Raw genomic sequence first — 16677 nt, forward strand, 5'->3', positions numbered from 1 at the left:
CTGCTTTTTAGATGAAGAGCTTAATTACTGCTGCGCAAAGATTTAGATAAAATGCTCGCAATCGCTTTGCTGTGCTCAACCTGCGTTTTTTTGGATTCTTTTCGTTCAAGAGCTACTTTTTGAAGGCTTTTTTCTTCTTCAGTTTGAGCAATAACTTGAGGAACGGAGGCAGGTTTCCCGTTTTCTAATGCAACAAAGGTGAGAAAAGAAGTAGCTGCGATACGCTTAATGCCCGTTAATAAATTTTCGGCAATCACTTTAACAAAAATAATCATGGAGCTTTTTCCTGTAACAACAACGAATGCTTCATATGAAATAAAATCTTCTTCGGTGACGGGTTCGATAAAATCAACGTGATCAATGGAAGCCGTAACACACGTCTTTCGTGAATGTTTAGCTGCTGAAAGAGAAGCCGTCATGTCCATGTCAGCGACAATTTTTCCTCCAAAAAGGGTGTGGTGATTGTTTAGGTCATTTGGAAAAATGTGCTGTGATTTGACTACTCGTGAGACGCTGCAAAGTACTGCTTTTTCACTCATTGAAAACACTCCTTCAAACTGTTCATATGGTTTAATGTATGTTGACTACTTGTTCTTATGTATACAAGTTATAGAGAGCCCTTTCGTAAAAAGCTCTTCAAAAGCTTCTATATGGTAAAATAGAACAAATATGAAAGAGAGGATGAGAGCATGAACTTAACTCAATTTTCTAGAAGAAAATATACAGATTCCCCTACACCTTTAGAGAAGCTATCGGTTTTATCTCAGCAGTTAAATGGACCTTCAATTTATATGAAGCGAGATGATATGCTTGGACTGACAGGTGGCGGAAATAAGACACGCAAGCTTGAATATTTAGTAGCTGATGCAAAGGCGCAAGGAGCAGACGTGCTTGTAACGTGCGGTGCGATACAATCCAATCACTGTCGTTTGACGCTCGCTGCGGCTGTAAAAGAACAAATGAAATGCGTGCTCGTATTGGAAGAAGGCGAAAATAAAGCAAGTGATCAGCCCACAGGAAACTATTTTCTTTATCATTTATTAGGCGCTCATGACATGCGGTTTGTCGCTGAAGGTTCTGATTTGACAGCCGAAATGAAAACAGTAGAGCGAGAGCTAATTGAAAAAGGTCATAAACCGTATTTAATTCCAGTAGGAGGTTCGAATGTTATCGGTGCAACCGGATACGCTGCCTGTGCACAAGAGCTGCTTATGCAAAGCTATGAGCAGCAAATAAAGCTTAGCCATGTGGTTTGCACAAGCGGAAGCGGAGGCATGCATGCAGGATTAGTGGCAGGATTTCAAGGTCTTCAAAGTGACGTATCTGTTATTGGAATGAATGTCAGTCGTGCTAAAGAAGAGCAAGAAGTAAAAGTTGCCAAACTGACTAGTGAACTTTATGATCATTTACATAGTAAAACGCCTTTTAAAAAAGAAGAGATTGTATGTATGGATGAATACGTAGGTCCAGGGTATGCTGTTCCGACAGAAGAGATGGTGGAAGCAGTTAAACTTGTGGCCAGTACGGAAGGGATTTTATTGGATCCTGTGTATACGGGAAAAGCGATGGCTGGTCTAATTGATTTAATTCGAAAAGGTTATTTTAATAAGGATGAAAATGTGGTGTTTGTCCACTCAGGCGGTTCACCGGCTCTTTATGCCTATACATCAATTTTTTCATAAAAAAGCAAGGGATTCGAATCCCTTGCTTTTTTAGTTTATATAGGGATAGTAAGTGAAAACGTTACTCCGGTGTTCGTGTTTTCAGCCGTAATGGCTGCATCGTGCATCGTAACAATACGCTTTACGATACTTAAGCCAATACCGAATTCACCGTTTGCTCCTTTTTTAAACGGTTCAAACAAGTGTTGAAGTACGCTTTGATCAATCGGCGGACCATCGTTGCTGATTGTACATTGAACGTTCGTTGGGTGTTTAGCAAGTGAAAGTGAAACCTTCGTCTCGGCATAGCGCAGCTGATTGTCGAGGACATTTTCAAGAACTTTTGTCCATAGTTCTTTATCTCCTTTAATCGTTGCGTTTGCGTCGTCAAATTCCCACTGTATTTCAGGGCGCCTCCACCGCAAGCGATCCACTACTTCATGAAGAAGTGCAGTAAAATCAAAGTCATCTTGTGCAAGCTGATGAGTGGACATATAGTCAAGCTTGGTTAAGTAAAGCAAATCGCGGATTTTTTTCTCAAGATTTTTGGATTCATCTTCAATAACTTTTACCGTTTGCGATAAATCACCTTTTGGATAAATGCCGTCTTGAATTGACTGAGCGTAGCTTTGAATCACCATAACCGGTGTTTTTAAATCGTGTGAAATATTTTGAAGCAGCGTTTGCTGTGCTTCATCTTTAGATACGAGCCTTTTGCGCATTTGCTCGATGGAGGCGCCTAGCTTGCCAATTTCATCGGAACGGTTGACTGTAACGGGCTCATGCCAATTTTGTTCGGCAATTTTTTTCACATCTTTTTCAAGTGATACAAGCGGCTTGCTTAAATATCTTGATAGCCAAATAGATGGAAGCCAGCTGAATAGAAATACAATTGAAATTACAAGAAGCAGCTGTTTAAACAGAGTAGAAGTGAGCGCGTTGCGATACGTATCCCACGAAAATGAAAGTAAAAAAGCAGGCTGTCCGTTTACGCTTACTTTTCGAATTACATAAAAAAGCGTCCGGTTGCCAAGATCTTTTTCATAGCGAGCGACGATTTTTCGCTGACTGATTGCATCTTCCTGTGCTTTTCTCAAAAAGTCTTGAGGCAACACCCGTGATGAAAAATACGAGATATCCGCATGTTCAGGCAATAAAATATGATCCACGGTTCGATTTCCAAGTGTTGGTTCACTGTCTTCGTTGCTAAAGTAGTATTCACCTGAGCGGCTTGGCAGTCCGTATTCTTTTAAAATATGCTGTTCATTTTCAATAGTGGTATAAATTTCATTCGTGAAGAACTGCCTGAGCGTCGTTGGGAATAAAATAGCGAGCAAAATTGAAATAAGCAGTAAAATACCGGAGATGACGAGCCAAATTTGAAATGCAAGCGACTTGTTTTTCATGCTTTCATCATCCGGTATCCATATCCATAAATCGTTTCAATTCGTGCTTGCGGCATTTTTTTACGCACGCGCCTTACTAAATCATCCACCACTCGGTCTGTGCCAAAATAATCTTCTCCCCAAATGAGATTCAGCAGCTGCTCCCGTGAAAAAGCCTGTCCAAGGTCTTTTGAGATAGTGACAAGAAAATCAAATTCTTTAGACGTTAAATCAATCGGCTTTCCATCTTCACTGACTGTACGGGTATGTAAATCGATTTCATAAGGAGTCAGCATAATGGTATCGGTTTTCTTTTGATTGGAACCATATACGCGGTTTAGCAGTTTGTTTGCTCGAATAACTAGTTCACGAGGCAAAAAAGGCTTTGATAAATAGTCGTCGCTGCCCATTTCAAGCCCAAGAACCCGGTCAATATCGGCATCGCGGGCTGAAATGAAAATAACAGGCACATGCGGCGTTTGCTGCTTGATTTCCCGAATGAGCTGATACCCGTCAATATCAGGCAGCATAATATCTAAAATCCACAGATGCGGAGGGGTTGCAATCATTTCTTTGGCGTCCGTGCCGTTAAAAAATGAGCGAACGTCCCAGCCTTCTTTTTGAAGGTAAAGGGTTAAAACTTCGTTTAAATTTTGTTCATCCTCTACTAAATATAGTGTAAAGCTCAAATTTGACACCTTCCTCTGAATATATGAAAATTAAGGTAAATAAAGCATATTAAGCCATATGTGCGCATTTCTTTAAAGGTCTATGTACCCGCTATTATACTACGTGTTTGCTGTTATAAAGAAATTTTTCACAATTTCACACATTGTTTTGATACTTATCCCAAACTTTTATTTTATAGTATAGATAACATAAAATTTGCTACGTTAAAAGGAGTGTTTTTCATGGATCCACGTGATTATGAAAGAGAGCAAGAACGAAAAGAAGAATATGAAAACCGCCAGCAGCGCTACGATCAGTATCAGCCTGCGTCATCATCACAGCCTCCAAGAAGACGCTTATTTCCAGTGATTGCGTCTTCTATCGCCGGAGCAGTGCTAGGTGGAGGAATTGTGCTATACGGTGCTCCCCAGCTGGGGTTAATGGATTCAGCTGATACGCAAACAGCGAATCAAACAACGCAGACTCAAACCGCAACAACAACGAGCACAACGCCTCGAACAGTAAGCACAACCGTGAATCAGTCAGATCTTGTTTCAGTTGTAAATAAAGTATCAGCTGCTGTTGTAGGCGTGAACAATATTCAACAGCAAACAAATCCATTTTCTGGAGATACCCAAACGCAAGAAGCAGGAACGGGTTCCGGTGTTATTTTCAAAAAAGAAAATGGAAAAGCCTACGTTGTGACCAATAACCACGTTATTGACGGCGCAAGCGAAGTAGAAGTGTCACTTTCAAACGGACAAAAAGAAAAAGCTAAAATTGTCGGAGCTGACGCGCTAACGGATTTAGCGGTGCTTGAAATGTCTGACAAAAATGTTGAACAAGTGGCGAAGTTCGGAAAATCATCGGATTTAGTAGCGGGTGAAACGGTGCTTGCAATCGGAAATCCTCTTGGTGAACAGTTTTCTCGTACTGTCACACAAGGTATCGTGAGCGCAGCAAAACGCTCTGTCCCTATTTCAGAAAATTGGAACGTAGATGCAATTCAAACGGATGCGGCGATTAATCCAGGAAACAGCGGCGGTGCACTTATCAATTCTTCCGGTGAAGTAGTCGGCATCAACAGTATGAAAATTTCAGAAGACAATGTAGAAGGCATCGGCTTTGCTCTTCCAAGTGATGAAGTGCAGCCGACGATTGAACAGCTGATGAAAAATGGGAAAATAACGCGTCCATATATGGGGGTAGGTCTTCAAGATGTAGGTCAGCTTTCAGCTGCAACAAAACAAAACCAGCTAGGCCTAACAAGCGATACGTCTGAAGGAGTTGTCGTAACGACGGTTGAACCATTCTCTTCTGCTTCTGATGCAGGTTTACAATCAAAAGACGTGATTGTTGCCATCGATGGAAACGAAGTCAAAACATCCAGTGATTTACGTCAATATCTATATACAAAACGTAAAGTAGGAGACACGGTAAAATTAGACGTGTACCGAAATGGAAAAAAACAAACTATTTCTCTGAAGCTTTCAGAACAGCAGGATAACAATGGATGAGTTCAACACCGTTAAAGCTGCTGCTAGCAGTATTAACAGCGTTCGGATTTTTAACCGGCTGCGGAGGGAAGCATTCAAACACGATGTTTCCTTCTGTAGAAATTAGTCAGCTATCTTCTACCAAAGAACTGGCAGCGTATGAGGGAGGCAAGGTGACAGGAGCTGAATTCAACCGTTTTTTAGCCGTTGAAGGGTTCTTAAATCCAGATGCTCCGCTAAATGATACAAGCTACCGCAAAGAGTTATTGCGGCAGCTTGTTATGCAAAAAATCTTAATTTCACATCTAAAGACAAGCGATAAAGTACAAAAACAAGTCGAGGATATGTGGAAGCAAATTAAACGCTCATATGACGAGGATACAAGAAAACAAGGTTATGAAGTGTTAAATATTCGTTCCAGTGATGTAACCAACCAGCTAACGAATCAGTTTAAATTAGAAGAATATTTCCGCAAACAAATTACGTCTGATGAACTAACTGCTTACTATAAACGTATTGAAAACGATCTAACGCGCGTATCTTTTACGCAGCTGGCTTTTTCCACTTTACATGATGCCGACGCCGCTGCGGCTGAACTGCAAAAGGGAACATCTCTTCAGGACGTTCAAAAAAAATATGCTGAATTCCAGACAGTCAGCAAAATAGAGAATGCTGATAATCTAAAGCTTTCAAGTCTATCTCCTTCTTTTATAGATGTTTTAAAAAAACAGCACATCGGAGAGAGTAGTGAGCCCATTAAAATGGGTAAAGTCTATTATATTCTTATTTTAAAACAAAAAGATAAAAAAACGGAATCAGAAGTCAAAGAAGAAATGATGAAAGAACTTGTTTTGAATCATATCAACCGGTATATCCAGGATCAACTGCCAAGGTTTCACGTGACTTTTAACCTTAGGTAGTTTCCTTTTATATAGATTGATTGTTTTCAAAAAACAAGCAGGTAAAAGAGCTTTCTATTAATAGAGAGCTCTTTTACATTTTTAAGTAGACAGAAATGTCGGCACCTGATAAAATGAAGTTGTAAAACTTTCATTATTCGGAAAATTTATACCCTCCAGCTTTGGAGGGTTATTTTTTATGCTGTTGGACGAATAAAAGAGGCTGGGACAAAAGTAGTTTAATGGAAAGAAGATCCGAACGATGATTCGTTCGGATTTTTTCGTTACGTTTCAATCACTTTTCATCTTTTAAATGACTCAATAATGCAGGAGCCATCTTCACATGAGAAAGGGCGATGTGTGAAATCGTTTTGGCATAAGGTGTAATTTCGTTAATAAATTGTTCGAGTATGTGCAGGTGAGGAAGCTGAAGCTTTGTAATAAAGCAGGCTTGCCCGGCGATGCGTTCACAGAATAAAGCGTAGGGATACTGAGAAATAAATCGTTTAAAACGCTCGTGCTCTCCGTTTTTCATCGTTACTTCAATAAAACACGACACGGGCAAATGCAGCTTTTCATAATCAATATCAATCGTATACCCTTTTATAACGCCAAAGCTCTCTAGCTGCCTTACTCGCTCTGCCACCGAAGGAGGAGACAAATTAATTTGTTTTCCTAGCTCTCGTAAGGAAAGGCGGCTGTTTTGCTGCAGCGCCTGCAAAATCGATAAATCAATTTCATCAATTTTCAATTGAAAACCTTCTTTCTCATTAACGTTTCATTTGATTAGTAATAGTAGATAAAATGTTTTATATGTAATCTGAAATTTCCATTTTTCTTACTATAATAATTAAAAAGGAGTGAGTGAAAAATGGCAAGAGTTTTATTAGCAAACGAAGAGGGAACAAATTTTGAAAAAGCATTGAATTTAATTCCGCATGTAAAAAGATTGTACGATGAGCTTTACGAAACGCTTTGGAACAGCGGTATAGTAGAAAAAGAGACTAAGGAAAAAATGAGGCTTTACCTAGCAGGTGTTAACGGCTGTGAGACATGTATGAGCATGTCATATGTAGGCGATGAGACGCTTAATCAAAAAGTGTTAAGAGAAAAAGAGCTGGAAGAAAAAGATCGACTGCTGTTTCGATTTATTGATGTATACCGGGTGCGTCCAAGGGAGTTGACGGATGCTGATATGGATCAATTAAAGAAATTTTACAGTGATACGCAGCTGTTAGAGCTTTTAGCTGTTATTAATTTATTTGATCAATTTCACAAAATGATTGTCAGTTTAGATTTATATGATTTTTGCAGCTTGCAGGGCAAGTGAGGTCTTCCCTAAAAATATCTTGACAGACAAAATCCACAGGAGTAAGATAGCTTTCGTGAAGTGAAATGTATCATGAATCGAATCGATTATTCTAAAAAATAGATCATAGACATTTGAATAAAAATCGCTTAATCCATTACGGAGCGGAGGACCCATTATTTACGCACATATTGTGCTCCGGGGTGAATCCTTAAAAAGGTAGGGTTACTCTTAAAACCCGAACCCGACAGCTAACTTCGCAAGCGTTTTGAGGGGGAAGAGTGTGAAAAAACACAGGAGCCTTCCTGTGTTTTTTTGCGCTTTTTTTAAGAAAAAGATGTAATTTTTTAGAAAAAGTATAAGCTAAGAGAACACACAGCAGTTGAAGAAAGGAATAAATACATTATGAAAAAACAGTTTGCTGTATTGGGATTAGGTCGTTTTGGAGGCAGTTTGGTTGAAGAGTTTGCTAATCTGGATGTGGATGTGCTCGCTATTGACCGCAATCAGGAGGTAGTAAATAAATTTAGCAACTCAGCTACATATGTTGTGCAGGCGAATGCAATTGATGAAGCTAGCTTAAAGGGGCTAGGTATTCGCAATGTTGATCATGCTCTTATTTCGTTTGGGGATGATATCGAAGCGAGCGTGCTCGCAACGATGCTTTTAAAAGATATGGGCGTTAAGCAAGTATGGGTAAAAGCAGTGAATATGTATCATCAAAAGGTGCTGGAGAAAATAGGAGCGGACAAAGTCATTCATCCTGAGCGCGATATTGCTAAGCGTATTGCTCATCACGTGGTGTCAGAAAAGATCATTGATTACATTGAACTGTCAAAGGATTATAGTATTGTCGAAATTGTCGCCTCTAAGAAACTTCATAATAAAACGCTGTTTGATTTGAACATTCGTGCCAAGTACGGCTGCAACATTATCGGCTTTCAGCGAAAAGACGGGGAAATGGTGATTTCGCCTACCGCGCATGAAATAATTGAACAAGGAGATATGCTGATTGTTATCGGACATAATCGCGATTTGAACCGTTTTGAAGAAGAAGGAGTTTAACTTATGAAAAAACAAATCATTAAACTCACCCCTCCGCAGCTGCTTGTCTCCATTTTTGGCGGAGGAATTATTATAGGTGCTCTTCTATTGATGATGCCTGTTTCTACTACTGAGCCCATCCGGTGGGTAGACGCCCTTTTTACGTCTACTTCCGCGATGACAGTAACCGGCTTAGCCGTCGTAGATACAGGTACACGTTTTACCGTCATTGGTCAAACGATTATTATGCTGTTAATTCAAATAGGCGGTCTTGGCATTATGTCATTTGCCGTGTTGATTTTTATGATGCTAGGTAAAAAAATTGGATTTAAAGAGCGTATGCTCGTTCAGCAGGCATTAAATCAAACGAGCATCGGCGGAGTTGTCCTGCTAGTTAAAAGACTGTTTATCTTTTCATTTTTAATTGAGTTTGTTGCACTTATCTTTCTAGCGATACGCTGGGTTCCGGAGTTCGGATGGTCTAAGGGGCTGTTCTTTAGCTTGTTTCATTCGATTTCGGCTTTTAATAACGCAGGGTTCGGACTATTATCTGACAGCCTGGTTCAGTATGTAGGAGATCCCATTATTAACATAACGATTTCTTTTTTGTTCATTATCGGTGGATTAGGGTTTACCGTCCTTGCAGATATGTGGGTAAAAAAATCCTATAAAAAGCTAACGCTGCATTCGAAAATTATGATCATCAGCACGTTTGCGATTAACGTGGTTGCCATGCTTTTTATTTTTTTCTTGGAGTACAGCAATCCACATACGCTCGGAAGTTTGTCATTAGGAGACAAAGTGTGGGCATCTTATTTTCAAGCTGTAACGACACGTACAGCAGGTTTTAATAGTATCGATATAGGAAGTTTGCATGATTCCACTATATTTTTAATGGTTATGTTAATGTTTATTGGTGCAGGAAGTGCTTCAACAGGAGGCGGTATCAAACTCACGACGTTTGTGGTGATTATTTTTTCTGTATGGGCATTTTTACGAAGCCGGGAAGATATTGTGCTATTAAAGAGACGACTTCTTCCTCTTCACGTGTTTAAGGCACTAGCCATCACGATGATTTCAATTATGTTTGTATTTGGGGCCATTTTCCTGTTAAATATTTCGGAAAACCTGCCGTTTGTAAAAATTATGTTTGAAGTTGTTTCTGCATTTGGAACAGTAGGTTTATCGATGGGAGCAACTCCTGAACTTTCGTACTTTGGACGCGTGATTATTATCTTTATCATGTTTTTAGGAAAAGTGGGGCCATTAACGCTTGCGTTTTCATTATCTAAGCAAAAGCGTGAAGCCGTTCGTTATCCAAATGAAGATATAATGCTGGGGTAGAAAAATCGCCTTCGATGAGGCGATTTTTTATATTATTTATACGTTCAAGACATATAAGAGGTTACGCACAAAACAGTTGCGATGAATAAAAAGAAGGCAAAGACAAGAACAATGGGCAATTTAGAATGTCGGCGCATTAAAGGCCCCCCTTTTTTATAGTAAAAAAATCTCTTACTATATATAACGAAAGAAACAAAAATATGATTCACTTTTTTGACGAAATTTGAAGGTTTTTCTCGTTAAAAAAATCCGCACCCCTGTCCTAAACATTTTGCCAAGCTGTTGCATACACTAAAAGCAGATAACAGGAAGTGAGGGATGGTACGTGGGAAAACAAAATTTTGCGTTAATCGTTGTGTTATTTGTTTTACTTGTTATTGTAGGTGCGTCTGGCTTTCGCTTTTAAACGTTAACTTTATTTGCGCATAGCCCCCGTCAAAAAGGGCATACTAGGCGGAAGTAAAAAACAAAAATTTCTTCAATATTGCCGAACAATGAGTTCCTCTACTCATTCATCTAATCGGTATGTAGCCATGCGAAAGCATGGTTTTTTTTGAAATAAGAGGATGAATGATGTTCATCCCCTCTAAAAATTAGTAGTAGCAAGAACATCCTACGATTACTAATAGAATAAATAAAACAACGATAAATGAAAAACCAAAACCGCCTTTTGCGCCCATATGTGTAACCTCCTTTAATAAAATTCTCTATATCCTATGTACTAATTGGGTTAAGTGATTGAGAAATTTGCCTATTTTTTAACGGTAACGATCTTTTGAGAAAAATGAAGAACACTTACTTTTTTCATTTGTGCAGAAATCCTTTATGATAAAGAGGAAAAGGAGGGCAAAGTGGTGGGAATACATGTAGAATACGTCATGAATCAGCTAGAAGAGGGTAAGTGGAAAGAGATCAAACGTGAAATTCAACAAGAAATGAAGAAAAAACCTCAAGCATCTGATTTGTACTGTTACTTAGCGGTTTGTTTAGCAAAGCAAATCGAAGAATCAATTATTTTTGAAAAAATGGTATTAAATTTAGAAATGGACAGAGCTCTTCATCAGGCACTAACATTAAATCCATCTTCAAGCTTGGCGCACTTCGTTCGAGGAATAAAATACCGGGAAACTCCGCTTATGTTTGGAGGGAATTACGAAAAATCGCTGTCTTACTTGCAGCGGGCACAAGATCTTGGTTTTGAAGGGGTTATGCTGCCGCTCGAACTCGCAAAAACCTATATTCAATTAAAAGAAATGGAAAAAGCGAAAGAACAAATCGCTTATGCCCGGGAAATCAATCCTACTCACGCGGATATTAAAAAAGTCGAAAACATGCTGCAAACAGGACGGTGAATCAAAAGTCCTGTTTTATTTTTGGTTTTTAGGAAACATATGCTGATTTTCATAAAGAATTGCTTTTTATATAACAATAAGAATATTTATAGAAATTTTAAGAAGTGCATGTAAGTCCAACGACTTCTTAACTGCTAGATTTTCTACATTATTAGAGCGTTCAGTCTACATAATTCCAAAAATAGTAAGAAACTATCAGCCTATGGATAAATTGTTAGAAAATATAGATAATTGTAAATGAATAGAGAAAAGTTAAACATGCGACTAACTAAAAAAAGCAAAGGTCTGATTTACTTTGCTTTTTATTTATACACATATGTAAAAAATATCATAATAAACCAATTTATTCTTTGTGAAATCCATCGTTTCAGACGATGTGAAATAATGTATTTGAAGGAGGAGACCCAGGTGAAGGTTATGAAGATGTTGGTTATTGCATTATTTAGTTTAAGTTTAGTTGTCACACCAGCTGCTGCTGAAGTTCCGGGTGTCGACCATTCAATGAAACGAGGTGCTACACAAGGAATTGTAGCGGCATCTCACCCGCTGGCTGCTGAAGCGGGCAGGAAAGTTTTAGCTGAAGGCGGAAATGCTGTGGACGCGGCAGCTGCCATTCAATTATCTCTCAACGTTGTGGAACCGATGATGTCAGGTATCGGCGGCGGCGGCTTTATGATGATTTATGAAAAAAAGAAAGATAAAATTACGATGCTAGACAGCCGTGAAATGGCACCAGCTGATGTCACGCCTAAGCTGTTTTTAGATTCAAAAGGAAAAGTCATCCCTTTCAGTAAGCGTCACATAACAGGAAAAGCAGTTGGAGTTCCTGGTACGCTAAAAGGAGTAGAAACAGCCCTTAAAGATTATGGAACAATGGACTTATCAGATGTTATTAAACCAGCTATTGCTCAAGCAGAACAAGGAATCAAAGTAAATTGGTCGATGGCTCAGTACATTGATGAAAATGTGGACAAGCTTGAAAGATACCAAACGGCCGGTAATGTATTCGTGCCGAATGGCAAGCCGTTAAAAGAAGGAGATAAGCTTGTTCAGCCGGATCTTGCTAAAACATTAAAGCTTATTCAAAAAGAAGGATCAGACGCTCTTTATAAAGGAGAAATTGGAAAAGCGCTTGTTAAAGAAGTTCAAAAACGCGATGGAAGCATGACCATGGATGATTTGAAAAATTACGTTGTAAAAGAACGTGAGCCGGTTAAAACAACTTACCGGGGCTACGATGTGGTTAGTGCGGCTCCTCCTAGCTCCGGCGGATTAACCGTTCAGCAGATTTTAAAGCTAATGGAAGGTTATGATGTAGAAAAAATGGGTTCCAATACGCCTCAGTATTTGCAGCATTTAACGGAAGCGATGCACTTAGCTTTCGCGGATCGCGCGGCGTATATGGCAGATGAAGACTTTTACGAAGTGCCGAAAAAAGGACTGTTAGATGAAGATTATATTAAAGAACGTCGTAAATTAATTAATCCAAACAAAGCAACGCCTAATGTCAAAGAAGGAGACCCTTGGAAATATGAAGGAAAAGAAAATCCAAATAAAGCAACAGTAAAGGAAGAAAATCCAATCGGCCAAACGACTCATTTCTCTGTTGTAGACAAATGGGGAAACATGGTTTCTTACACGACTACCATTGAACAAGTTTTTGGTTCAGGAATTATGGTTCCTGACTACGGATTTATGCTCAACAATGAAATGACGGATTTTGATGCCACTCCGGGAGGCGTGAACCAGGTTGAGCCTAAAAAACGTCCTCGAAGCAGCATGTCTCCAACTATGCTGTTAAAAGACGGAAAGCCGTTCATGGCAATTGGCTCACCGGGAGGCCCAACCATTATTGCGTCTGTAGCAGAAACGATTATGAATGTTATTGACCATAAGATGCCGATTCAAAAAGCGATTTTAACACCTCGTATTTATTCAGGCGGCTATCCAACCGTAAGATGGGAACCTGGCTTTAGCCAAGATACACTTCTTGAAATGATGGCTAAAGGACATGCGTTTGAAGAAAAGCCTGAGCATATTGGAAACGTTCAAGCGGTTATCTATGACTATGAAACGGGGAAAATGTACGGAGGCGCTGATAATACGCGCCAAGGCACGGTATTAGGAGTAGACGCAATTAAATATGTATCCAAACAGCCAAAACCAATTAAAGAAGAGAAAAAAGGAGAGTTTACAGTTGAAGTCAACCGTGCCGTTTATCCATTTACTGATAAGCAAGTGAAGCTGATTGATGGAAAGCCTTACGTTCAATCCGATCGCCTGCTGTTAGGCTTAGGCGTCATTGATTCGAGTGACTTAAAGCTGTATAAACCAAATCATCACTCTTATTTATCAGTTATCAAAGTAGCCAAATCACTTGGCTACAAAGTGAAATGGGATGACAAAAAGAAAGTGGTCTCATTAGAAAAAGATCCTGGTGAAGACGATACAGGCGATGATGAAGACGGAGACGTTATTACAAATTAAAAAAGAGACTGGGACAAAAGTATTTTAGGTGAAGAAAAATCCGAACGATGAATTGAGATTCTTGATGAAGAATCCAACTCGTTCGGATTTTTTTATGGGTATGACAAATGTAGGTTTTCTGTGTGTAGTTACTTCTAGCTGTTGAATGGAATTTATTATGTCGCATCTCTTTTTTATGAAAGCAAATAAAATTGGCGATTTTAAACCAAACGACAAAAAAATTGGCGTGTTTTGCCAAAAAGTTGTAGAAATCGACAGTTTTTTTGGCGCATGTAAGAAAACCCGTGATAAAAAGACTGATAGAATGCTACAAACAAAGTTGGCATCATTTTTGCATAAGAAATAGATGAGGGGCTGTATCAATGAAAAAAATACATAGTTAAATAAACACCTATGTTTACTTCACACAAAATAAAATGCAACGGAGGTATAGAAAATGAAAAAAGACATTTCAATTATCGGTGTACCCATGGATTACGGACAAACAAGAAGGGGTGTAGACATGGGGCCGAGCGCGATTCGCTATGCAGGCATGAATACACGCTTAGAAGCTCTTGGCTATACCGTACACGATGAAGGCGATATTAAAGTAGAAATTAAAGAGCGGGCAGACGTAGATAAAAATACGAATTTGAAAAACTTAGCGGCTGTAGCCAGCGGAAATGAACAGCTTGCTGCACGAGTTGGAGAAGTGAGAGAGCAAGACCGCTTTCCGTTAATATTAGGCGGAGACCACAGCATTGCAATTGGAACGCTTGCAGGAGTCGCGAAAGGTTCAGAAAATTTAGGCGTTATTTGGTATGATGCTCATGGTGATTTAAACACCGCTGAAACATCTCCATCAGGCAATATTCACGGCATGCCGTTAGCGGTGAGCCTTGGTATTGGACATCCTGTACTTTTAAATATTGGAGGGTATACCCCAAAAATTAAACCTGAAAATCTAGTTATTATCGGTGCACGCTCATTGGATGATGGTGAAAAAGAGTTAATTAAAGAAAAAGGAATTAAAGTGTATACCATGCATGAAATTGATCGTTTAGGTATGACGCAAGTGATGAAAGAAACGATTGATTATTTAAGCGGTACAGACGGCGTGCACCTGTCGCTGGACTTAGACGGCTTAGATCCGGATGATGCACCAGGCGTAGGTACACCTGTAAAAGGCGGCATCAGCTACCGAGAAAGTCATTTAGCAATGGAAATGCTAGCGGAAGCAGACATGGTTACATCTGCTGAATTTGTAGAAGTGAACCCCATTTTAGATCAGCATAACAAAACTGCAGAAGTAGCGGTTGCGTTAATGAGTTCATTGTTTGGCGATAAGCTTTTATAAGAAAGAGCTACTTAATAGGTATCGTGTAGAAGAAAATCTGTTATGATCTAATAAACGTTCATGCAGGGCTAAGCGGCTGCCATCCTCGCTACGGGGCTGGCGCCATTTGAAAAACATCCGGCATTAATGGACTTCAGCCATGAAGAGCTACCTAGTAAGCGGCTATAAAAACAAAATAAACCTAAAAAAATGAAAGCGATTTCATTTTTATGCAGCAAAGGGAGGAAATGGGATGAATATTCCACAGGGACAGCCAGGAGAATTAAAAAGAACGATGAAAACAAGGCATCTTTTTATGATATCACTAGGGGGATGTATTGGTACCGGTTTTTTCCTTGGTTCAGGTTATACCATCAATGAAGCAGGTCCGATGGGAGCAATGATTTCCTACTTAGTAGGAGGGATCATTATGTATCTAACGATGCTGTGTCTTGGAGAATTATCCGTTGCTATGCCAGTTGCAGGATCGTTTCAAACGTACTCCACTAAATTTATCGGCCCTGCAACCGGTTTTGCGATTGGATGGCTGTACTGGCTAGGATGGGCAGTAACGGTGGCGCTTGAGTTCTTAGCTGCCGGACAATTAATGCAAAGATGGTTCCCAGACTCGCCCGTTTGGTTATGGTGCGCCATTTTTGGAGCGTTAATTTTTTCACTAAATGCACTTTCAGCTAAAGCATTTGGTGAAACAGAATTTTGGTTTTCAAGCGTTAAAATTTTCGCCATCATTATGTTTATTGTTGTAGGCGGAGCGGCAATGTTTGGACTCATTGATATGAAAAGCGGACAGGAAGCACCGCTTCTATCAAACTTCTTTGCCGAAGGGCTGTTTCCAAATGGCGTAACTGCTTTGCTGATTACAATGATTACGGTGAACTTTTCGTTCCAAGGAACAGAATTGATTGGAATTGCGGCAGGGGAAAGTGAAAATCCAGAAAAAACAATTCCAAAAGCGATTAAGCAAACGGTTTGGCGTACGCTTTTCTTTTTCGTCTTATCCGTGTTTGTCCTAGCAAGCATGATTCCTCGTGAAAAAGCAGGCGTCGTAGAAAGCCCATTTGTTGTTGTGTTAGACAGTGTAGGTGTACCTTACGCGGCGGATATTATGAACTTTATCATTTTAACAGCTCTTCTTTCAGTCGCAAACTCTGGATTTTACGCGGCTACACGTATGCTTTATTCTCTTTCAAGAGAAGGAATGGCAAGTCCTGCGCTTGGAAAAGTTAACAAAAGAGGAGTTCCGTTTAATGCACTATTAATTACGCTTGTGATTTCATGTTTTTCGCTGCTTTCAAGCGTAGTGGCAGCTAAAACCGTTTTTGTATGGCTGATTTCACTCGCTGGACTCGGTGCTCAAATTGGCTGGATTGCGATTACCGCTTCACTGCTTGCATTTCGTCGTGCTTACGTGGCTAAAGGTGGAAAAGTGGAAGATCTGAAATTTAGAACACCTCTTTATCCGGTTCTTCCTATCGTAGCGCTTATTACGAACTGTATCGTTATGATCAGTCTTGCGTTTGATCCCGAGCAGCGAATGGCGTTATACTGCGGAGGTATTTTCTTTATAGGCTGCTATGTTTATTATTATTTGAAAATTCGAAAACAAAATCAGTCAAAACAAGAGCAAGAAGTTCAGCTTGCGGAAAATAAACGAATGATTATTTAACATAAAAAACCCGGAAAATCACGATTTTC

General features: G+C 39.5%; 17 protein-coding genes and 1 riboswitch. Of the genes, 12 read left to right on the forward strand and 5 right to left on the reverse strand.

The annotated features are described in order from the left end of the window. Positions 1-20: 20 nt before the first annotated feature. On the reverse strand, positions 21-539 hold the full coding sequence (locus AC1DEF_RS04980; RefSeq protein ID WP_034649541.1) for an acyl-CoA thioesterase: 519 nt from the start codon (positions 537-539) through the stop codon (positions 21-23). Between the two features lie 150 nt (positions 540-689). Between AC1DEF_RS04980 and cuyA the strand changes: the two genes are divergently transcribed. Beyond that, the gene (cuyA, locus tag AC1DEF_RS04985; protein WP_097824394.1) at positions 690-1682 is read left to right on the forward strand and encodes a D-cysteate sulfo-lyase; all 993 of its coding nucleotides are present in this window, start codon (positions 690-692) and stop codon (positions 1680-1682) included. 35 nt (positions 1683-1717) lie between these two features. Here the strand turns inward: cuyA and AC1DEF_RS04990 are convergent, their stop codons facing one another. Together AC1DEF_RS04990 and AC1DEF_RS04995 are read right to left on the reverse strand one after the other, a co-directional pair. Beyond that, positions 1718-3067 carry a sensor histidine kinase gene (locus AC1DEF_RS04990; protein ID WP_097824393.1) on the reverse strand — a complete coding sequence of 450 codons (1350 nt, stop codon included), beginning with the start codon at positions 3065-3067 and terminating at the stop codon, positions 1718-1720. Then, positions 3064-3735: a response regulator transcription factor gene (locus AC1DEF_RS04995; RefSeq protein WP_097824392.1), complete on the reverse strand. Its 672-nt coding sequence runs from the start codon at positions 3733-3735 to the stop codon at positions 3064-3066. The genes AC1DEF_RS04990 and AC1DEF_RS04995 overlap by 4 nt, the downstream gene beginning before the upstream one ends. Positions 3736-3957: 222 nt before the next feature. On the opposite strand from AC1DEF_RS04995, the gene AC1DEF_RS05000 reads away from it, so the two are divergent. Together AC1DEF_RS05000 and AC1DEF_RS05005 are read left to right on the forward strand one after the other, a co-directional pair. Beyond that, positions 3958-5232 (forward strand): S1C family serine protease, encoded by a 1275-nt coding sequence (locus AC1DEF_RS05000; RefSeq protein WP_013084577.1) that lies wholly within the window; start codon positions 3958-3960, stop codon positions 5230-5232. Next, on the forward strand, positions 5229-6131 hold the full coding sequence (locus tag AC1DEF_RS05005; protein ID WP_097824391.1) for a peptidyl-prolyl cis-trans isomerase: 903 nt from the start codon (positions 5229-5231) through the stop codon (positions 6129-6131). The genes AC1DEF_RS05000 and AC1DEF_RS05005 overlap by 4 nt, the downstream gene beginning before the upstream one ends. Before the next feature lie 274 nt (positions 6132-6405). Here AC1DEF_RS05005 and AC1DEF_RS05010 read toward each other — a convergent pair whose 3' ends face one another. Further along, a complete protein-coding gene (locus tag AC1DEF_RS05010; RefSeq protein ID WP_097824390.1) occupies positions 6406-6861 on the reverse strand; it encodes an Lrp/AsnC family transcriptional regulator in 456 nt (151 codons plus the stop codon). A 120-nt stretch (positions 6862-6981) separates the two neighbouring features. Here AC1DEF_RS05010 and AC1DEF_RS05015 point away from each other — a divergent pair, with 120 nt between their 5' ends. From AC1DEF_RS05015 to AC1DEF_RS05030, 4 genes are all read left to right on the forward strand, one after another. Further along, positions 6982-7440 (forward strand): carboxymuconolactone decarboxylase family protein, encoded by a 459-nt coding sequence (locus tag AC1DEF_RS05015; RefSeq protein WP_097824389.1) that lies wholly within the window; start codon positions 6982-6984, stop codon positions 7438-7440. Positions 7441-7555: 115 nt separating this feature from the next. Beyond that, a riboswitch (cyclic di-AMP (ydaO/yuaA leader) is annotated at positions 7556-7700 on the forward strand. A gap of 124 nt (positions 7701-7824) precedes the next feature. Then, a complete protein-coding gene (locus tag AC1DEF_RS05020) occupies positions 7825-8484 on the forward strand; it encodes a potassium channel family protein (RefSeq protein WP_013058591.1) in 660 nt (219 codons plus the stop codon). A 3-nt stretch (positions 8485-8487) separates the two neighbouring features. Then, positions 8488-9807 (forward strand): TrkH family potassium uptake protein, encoded by a 1320-nt coding sequence (locus AC1DEF_RS05025; protein ID WP_043978418.1) that lies wholly within the window; start codon positions 8488-8490, stop codon positions 9805-9807. Positions 9808-10132: 325 nt separating this feature from the next. Beyond that, positions 10133-10213 (forward strand): YjcZ family sporulation protein, encoded by an 81-nt coding sequence (locus AC1DEF_RS05030; protein WP_016765202.1) that lies wholly within the window; start codon positions 10133-10135, stop codon positions 10211-10213. Positions 10214-10400: 187 nt separating this feature from the next. On the opposite strand, the gene AC1DEF_RS05035 is transcribed toward AC1DEF_RS05030, so the two are convergent. Continuing rightward, positions 10401-10487, reverse strand: a complete 87-nt coding sequence (locus AC1DEF_RS05035; RefSeq protein ID WP_016765201.1) for a YjcZ family sporulation protein — start codon at positions 10485-10487, stop codon at positions 10401-10403. Positions 10488-10661: 174 nt separating this feature from the next. On the opposite strand from AC1DEF_RS05035, the gene AC1DEF_RS05040 reads away from it, so the two are divergent. The 5 genes from AC1DEF_RS05040 to AC1DEF_RS05060 all read left to right on the forward strand — a co-directional run bounded on the left by AC1DEF_RS05040 (position 10662) and on the right by AC1DEF_RS05060 (position 16648). After that, positions 10662-11159 carry a tetratricopeptide repeat protein gene (locus AC1DEF_RS05040; RefSeq protein WP_230184466.1) on the forward strand — a complete coding sequence of 166 codons (498 nt, stop codon included), beginning with the start codon at positions 10662-10664 and terminating at the stop codon, positions 11157-11159. Positions 11160-11567: 408 nt separating this feature from the next. Then, the gene (ggt, locus tag AC1DEF_RS05045; RefSeq protein WP_080781592.1) at positions 11568-13646 is read left to right on the forward strand and encodes a gamma-glutamyltransferase; all 2079 of its coding nucleotides are present in this window, start codon (positions 11568-11570) and stop codon (positions 13644-13646) included. A gap of 145 nt (positions 13647-13791) precedes the next feature. After that, on the forward strand, positions 13792-13992 hold the full coding sequence (locus tag AC1DEF_RS05050; RefSeq protein ID WP_141425881.1) for a hypothetical protein: 201 nt from the start codon (positions 13792-13794) through the stop codon (positions 13990-13992). 90 nt (positions 13993-14082) lie between these two features. Beyond that, complete coding sequence (gene rocF, locus AC1DEF_RS05055; protein WP_097824387.1) at positions 14083-14982, forward strand: arginase; 900 nt, start codon at positions 14083-14085, stop codon at positions 14980-14982. Between the two features lie 232 nt (positions 14983-15214). Further along, positions 15215-16648, forward strand: coding sequence for an amino acid permease (locus AC1DEF_RS05060; RefSeq protein WP_043978423.1), 1434 nt, complete (start codon positions 15215-15217; stop codon positions 16646-16648). The last annotated feature ends 29 nt before the right edge of the window (positions 16649-16677 follow it).

The sequence above is a fragment of the Priestia sp. 10L35 genome (assembly GCF_056395685.1).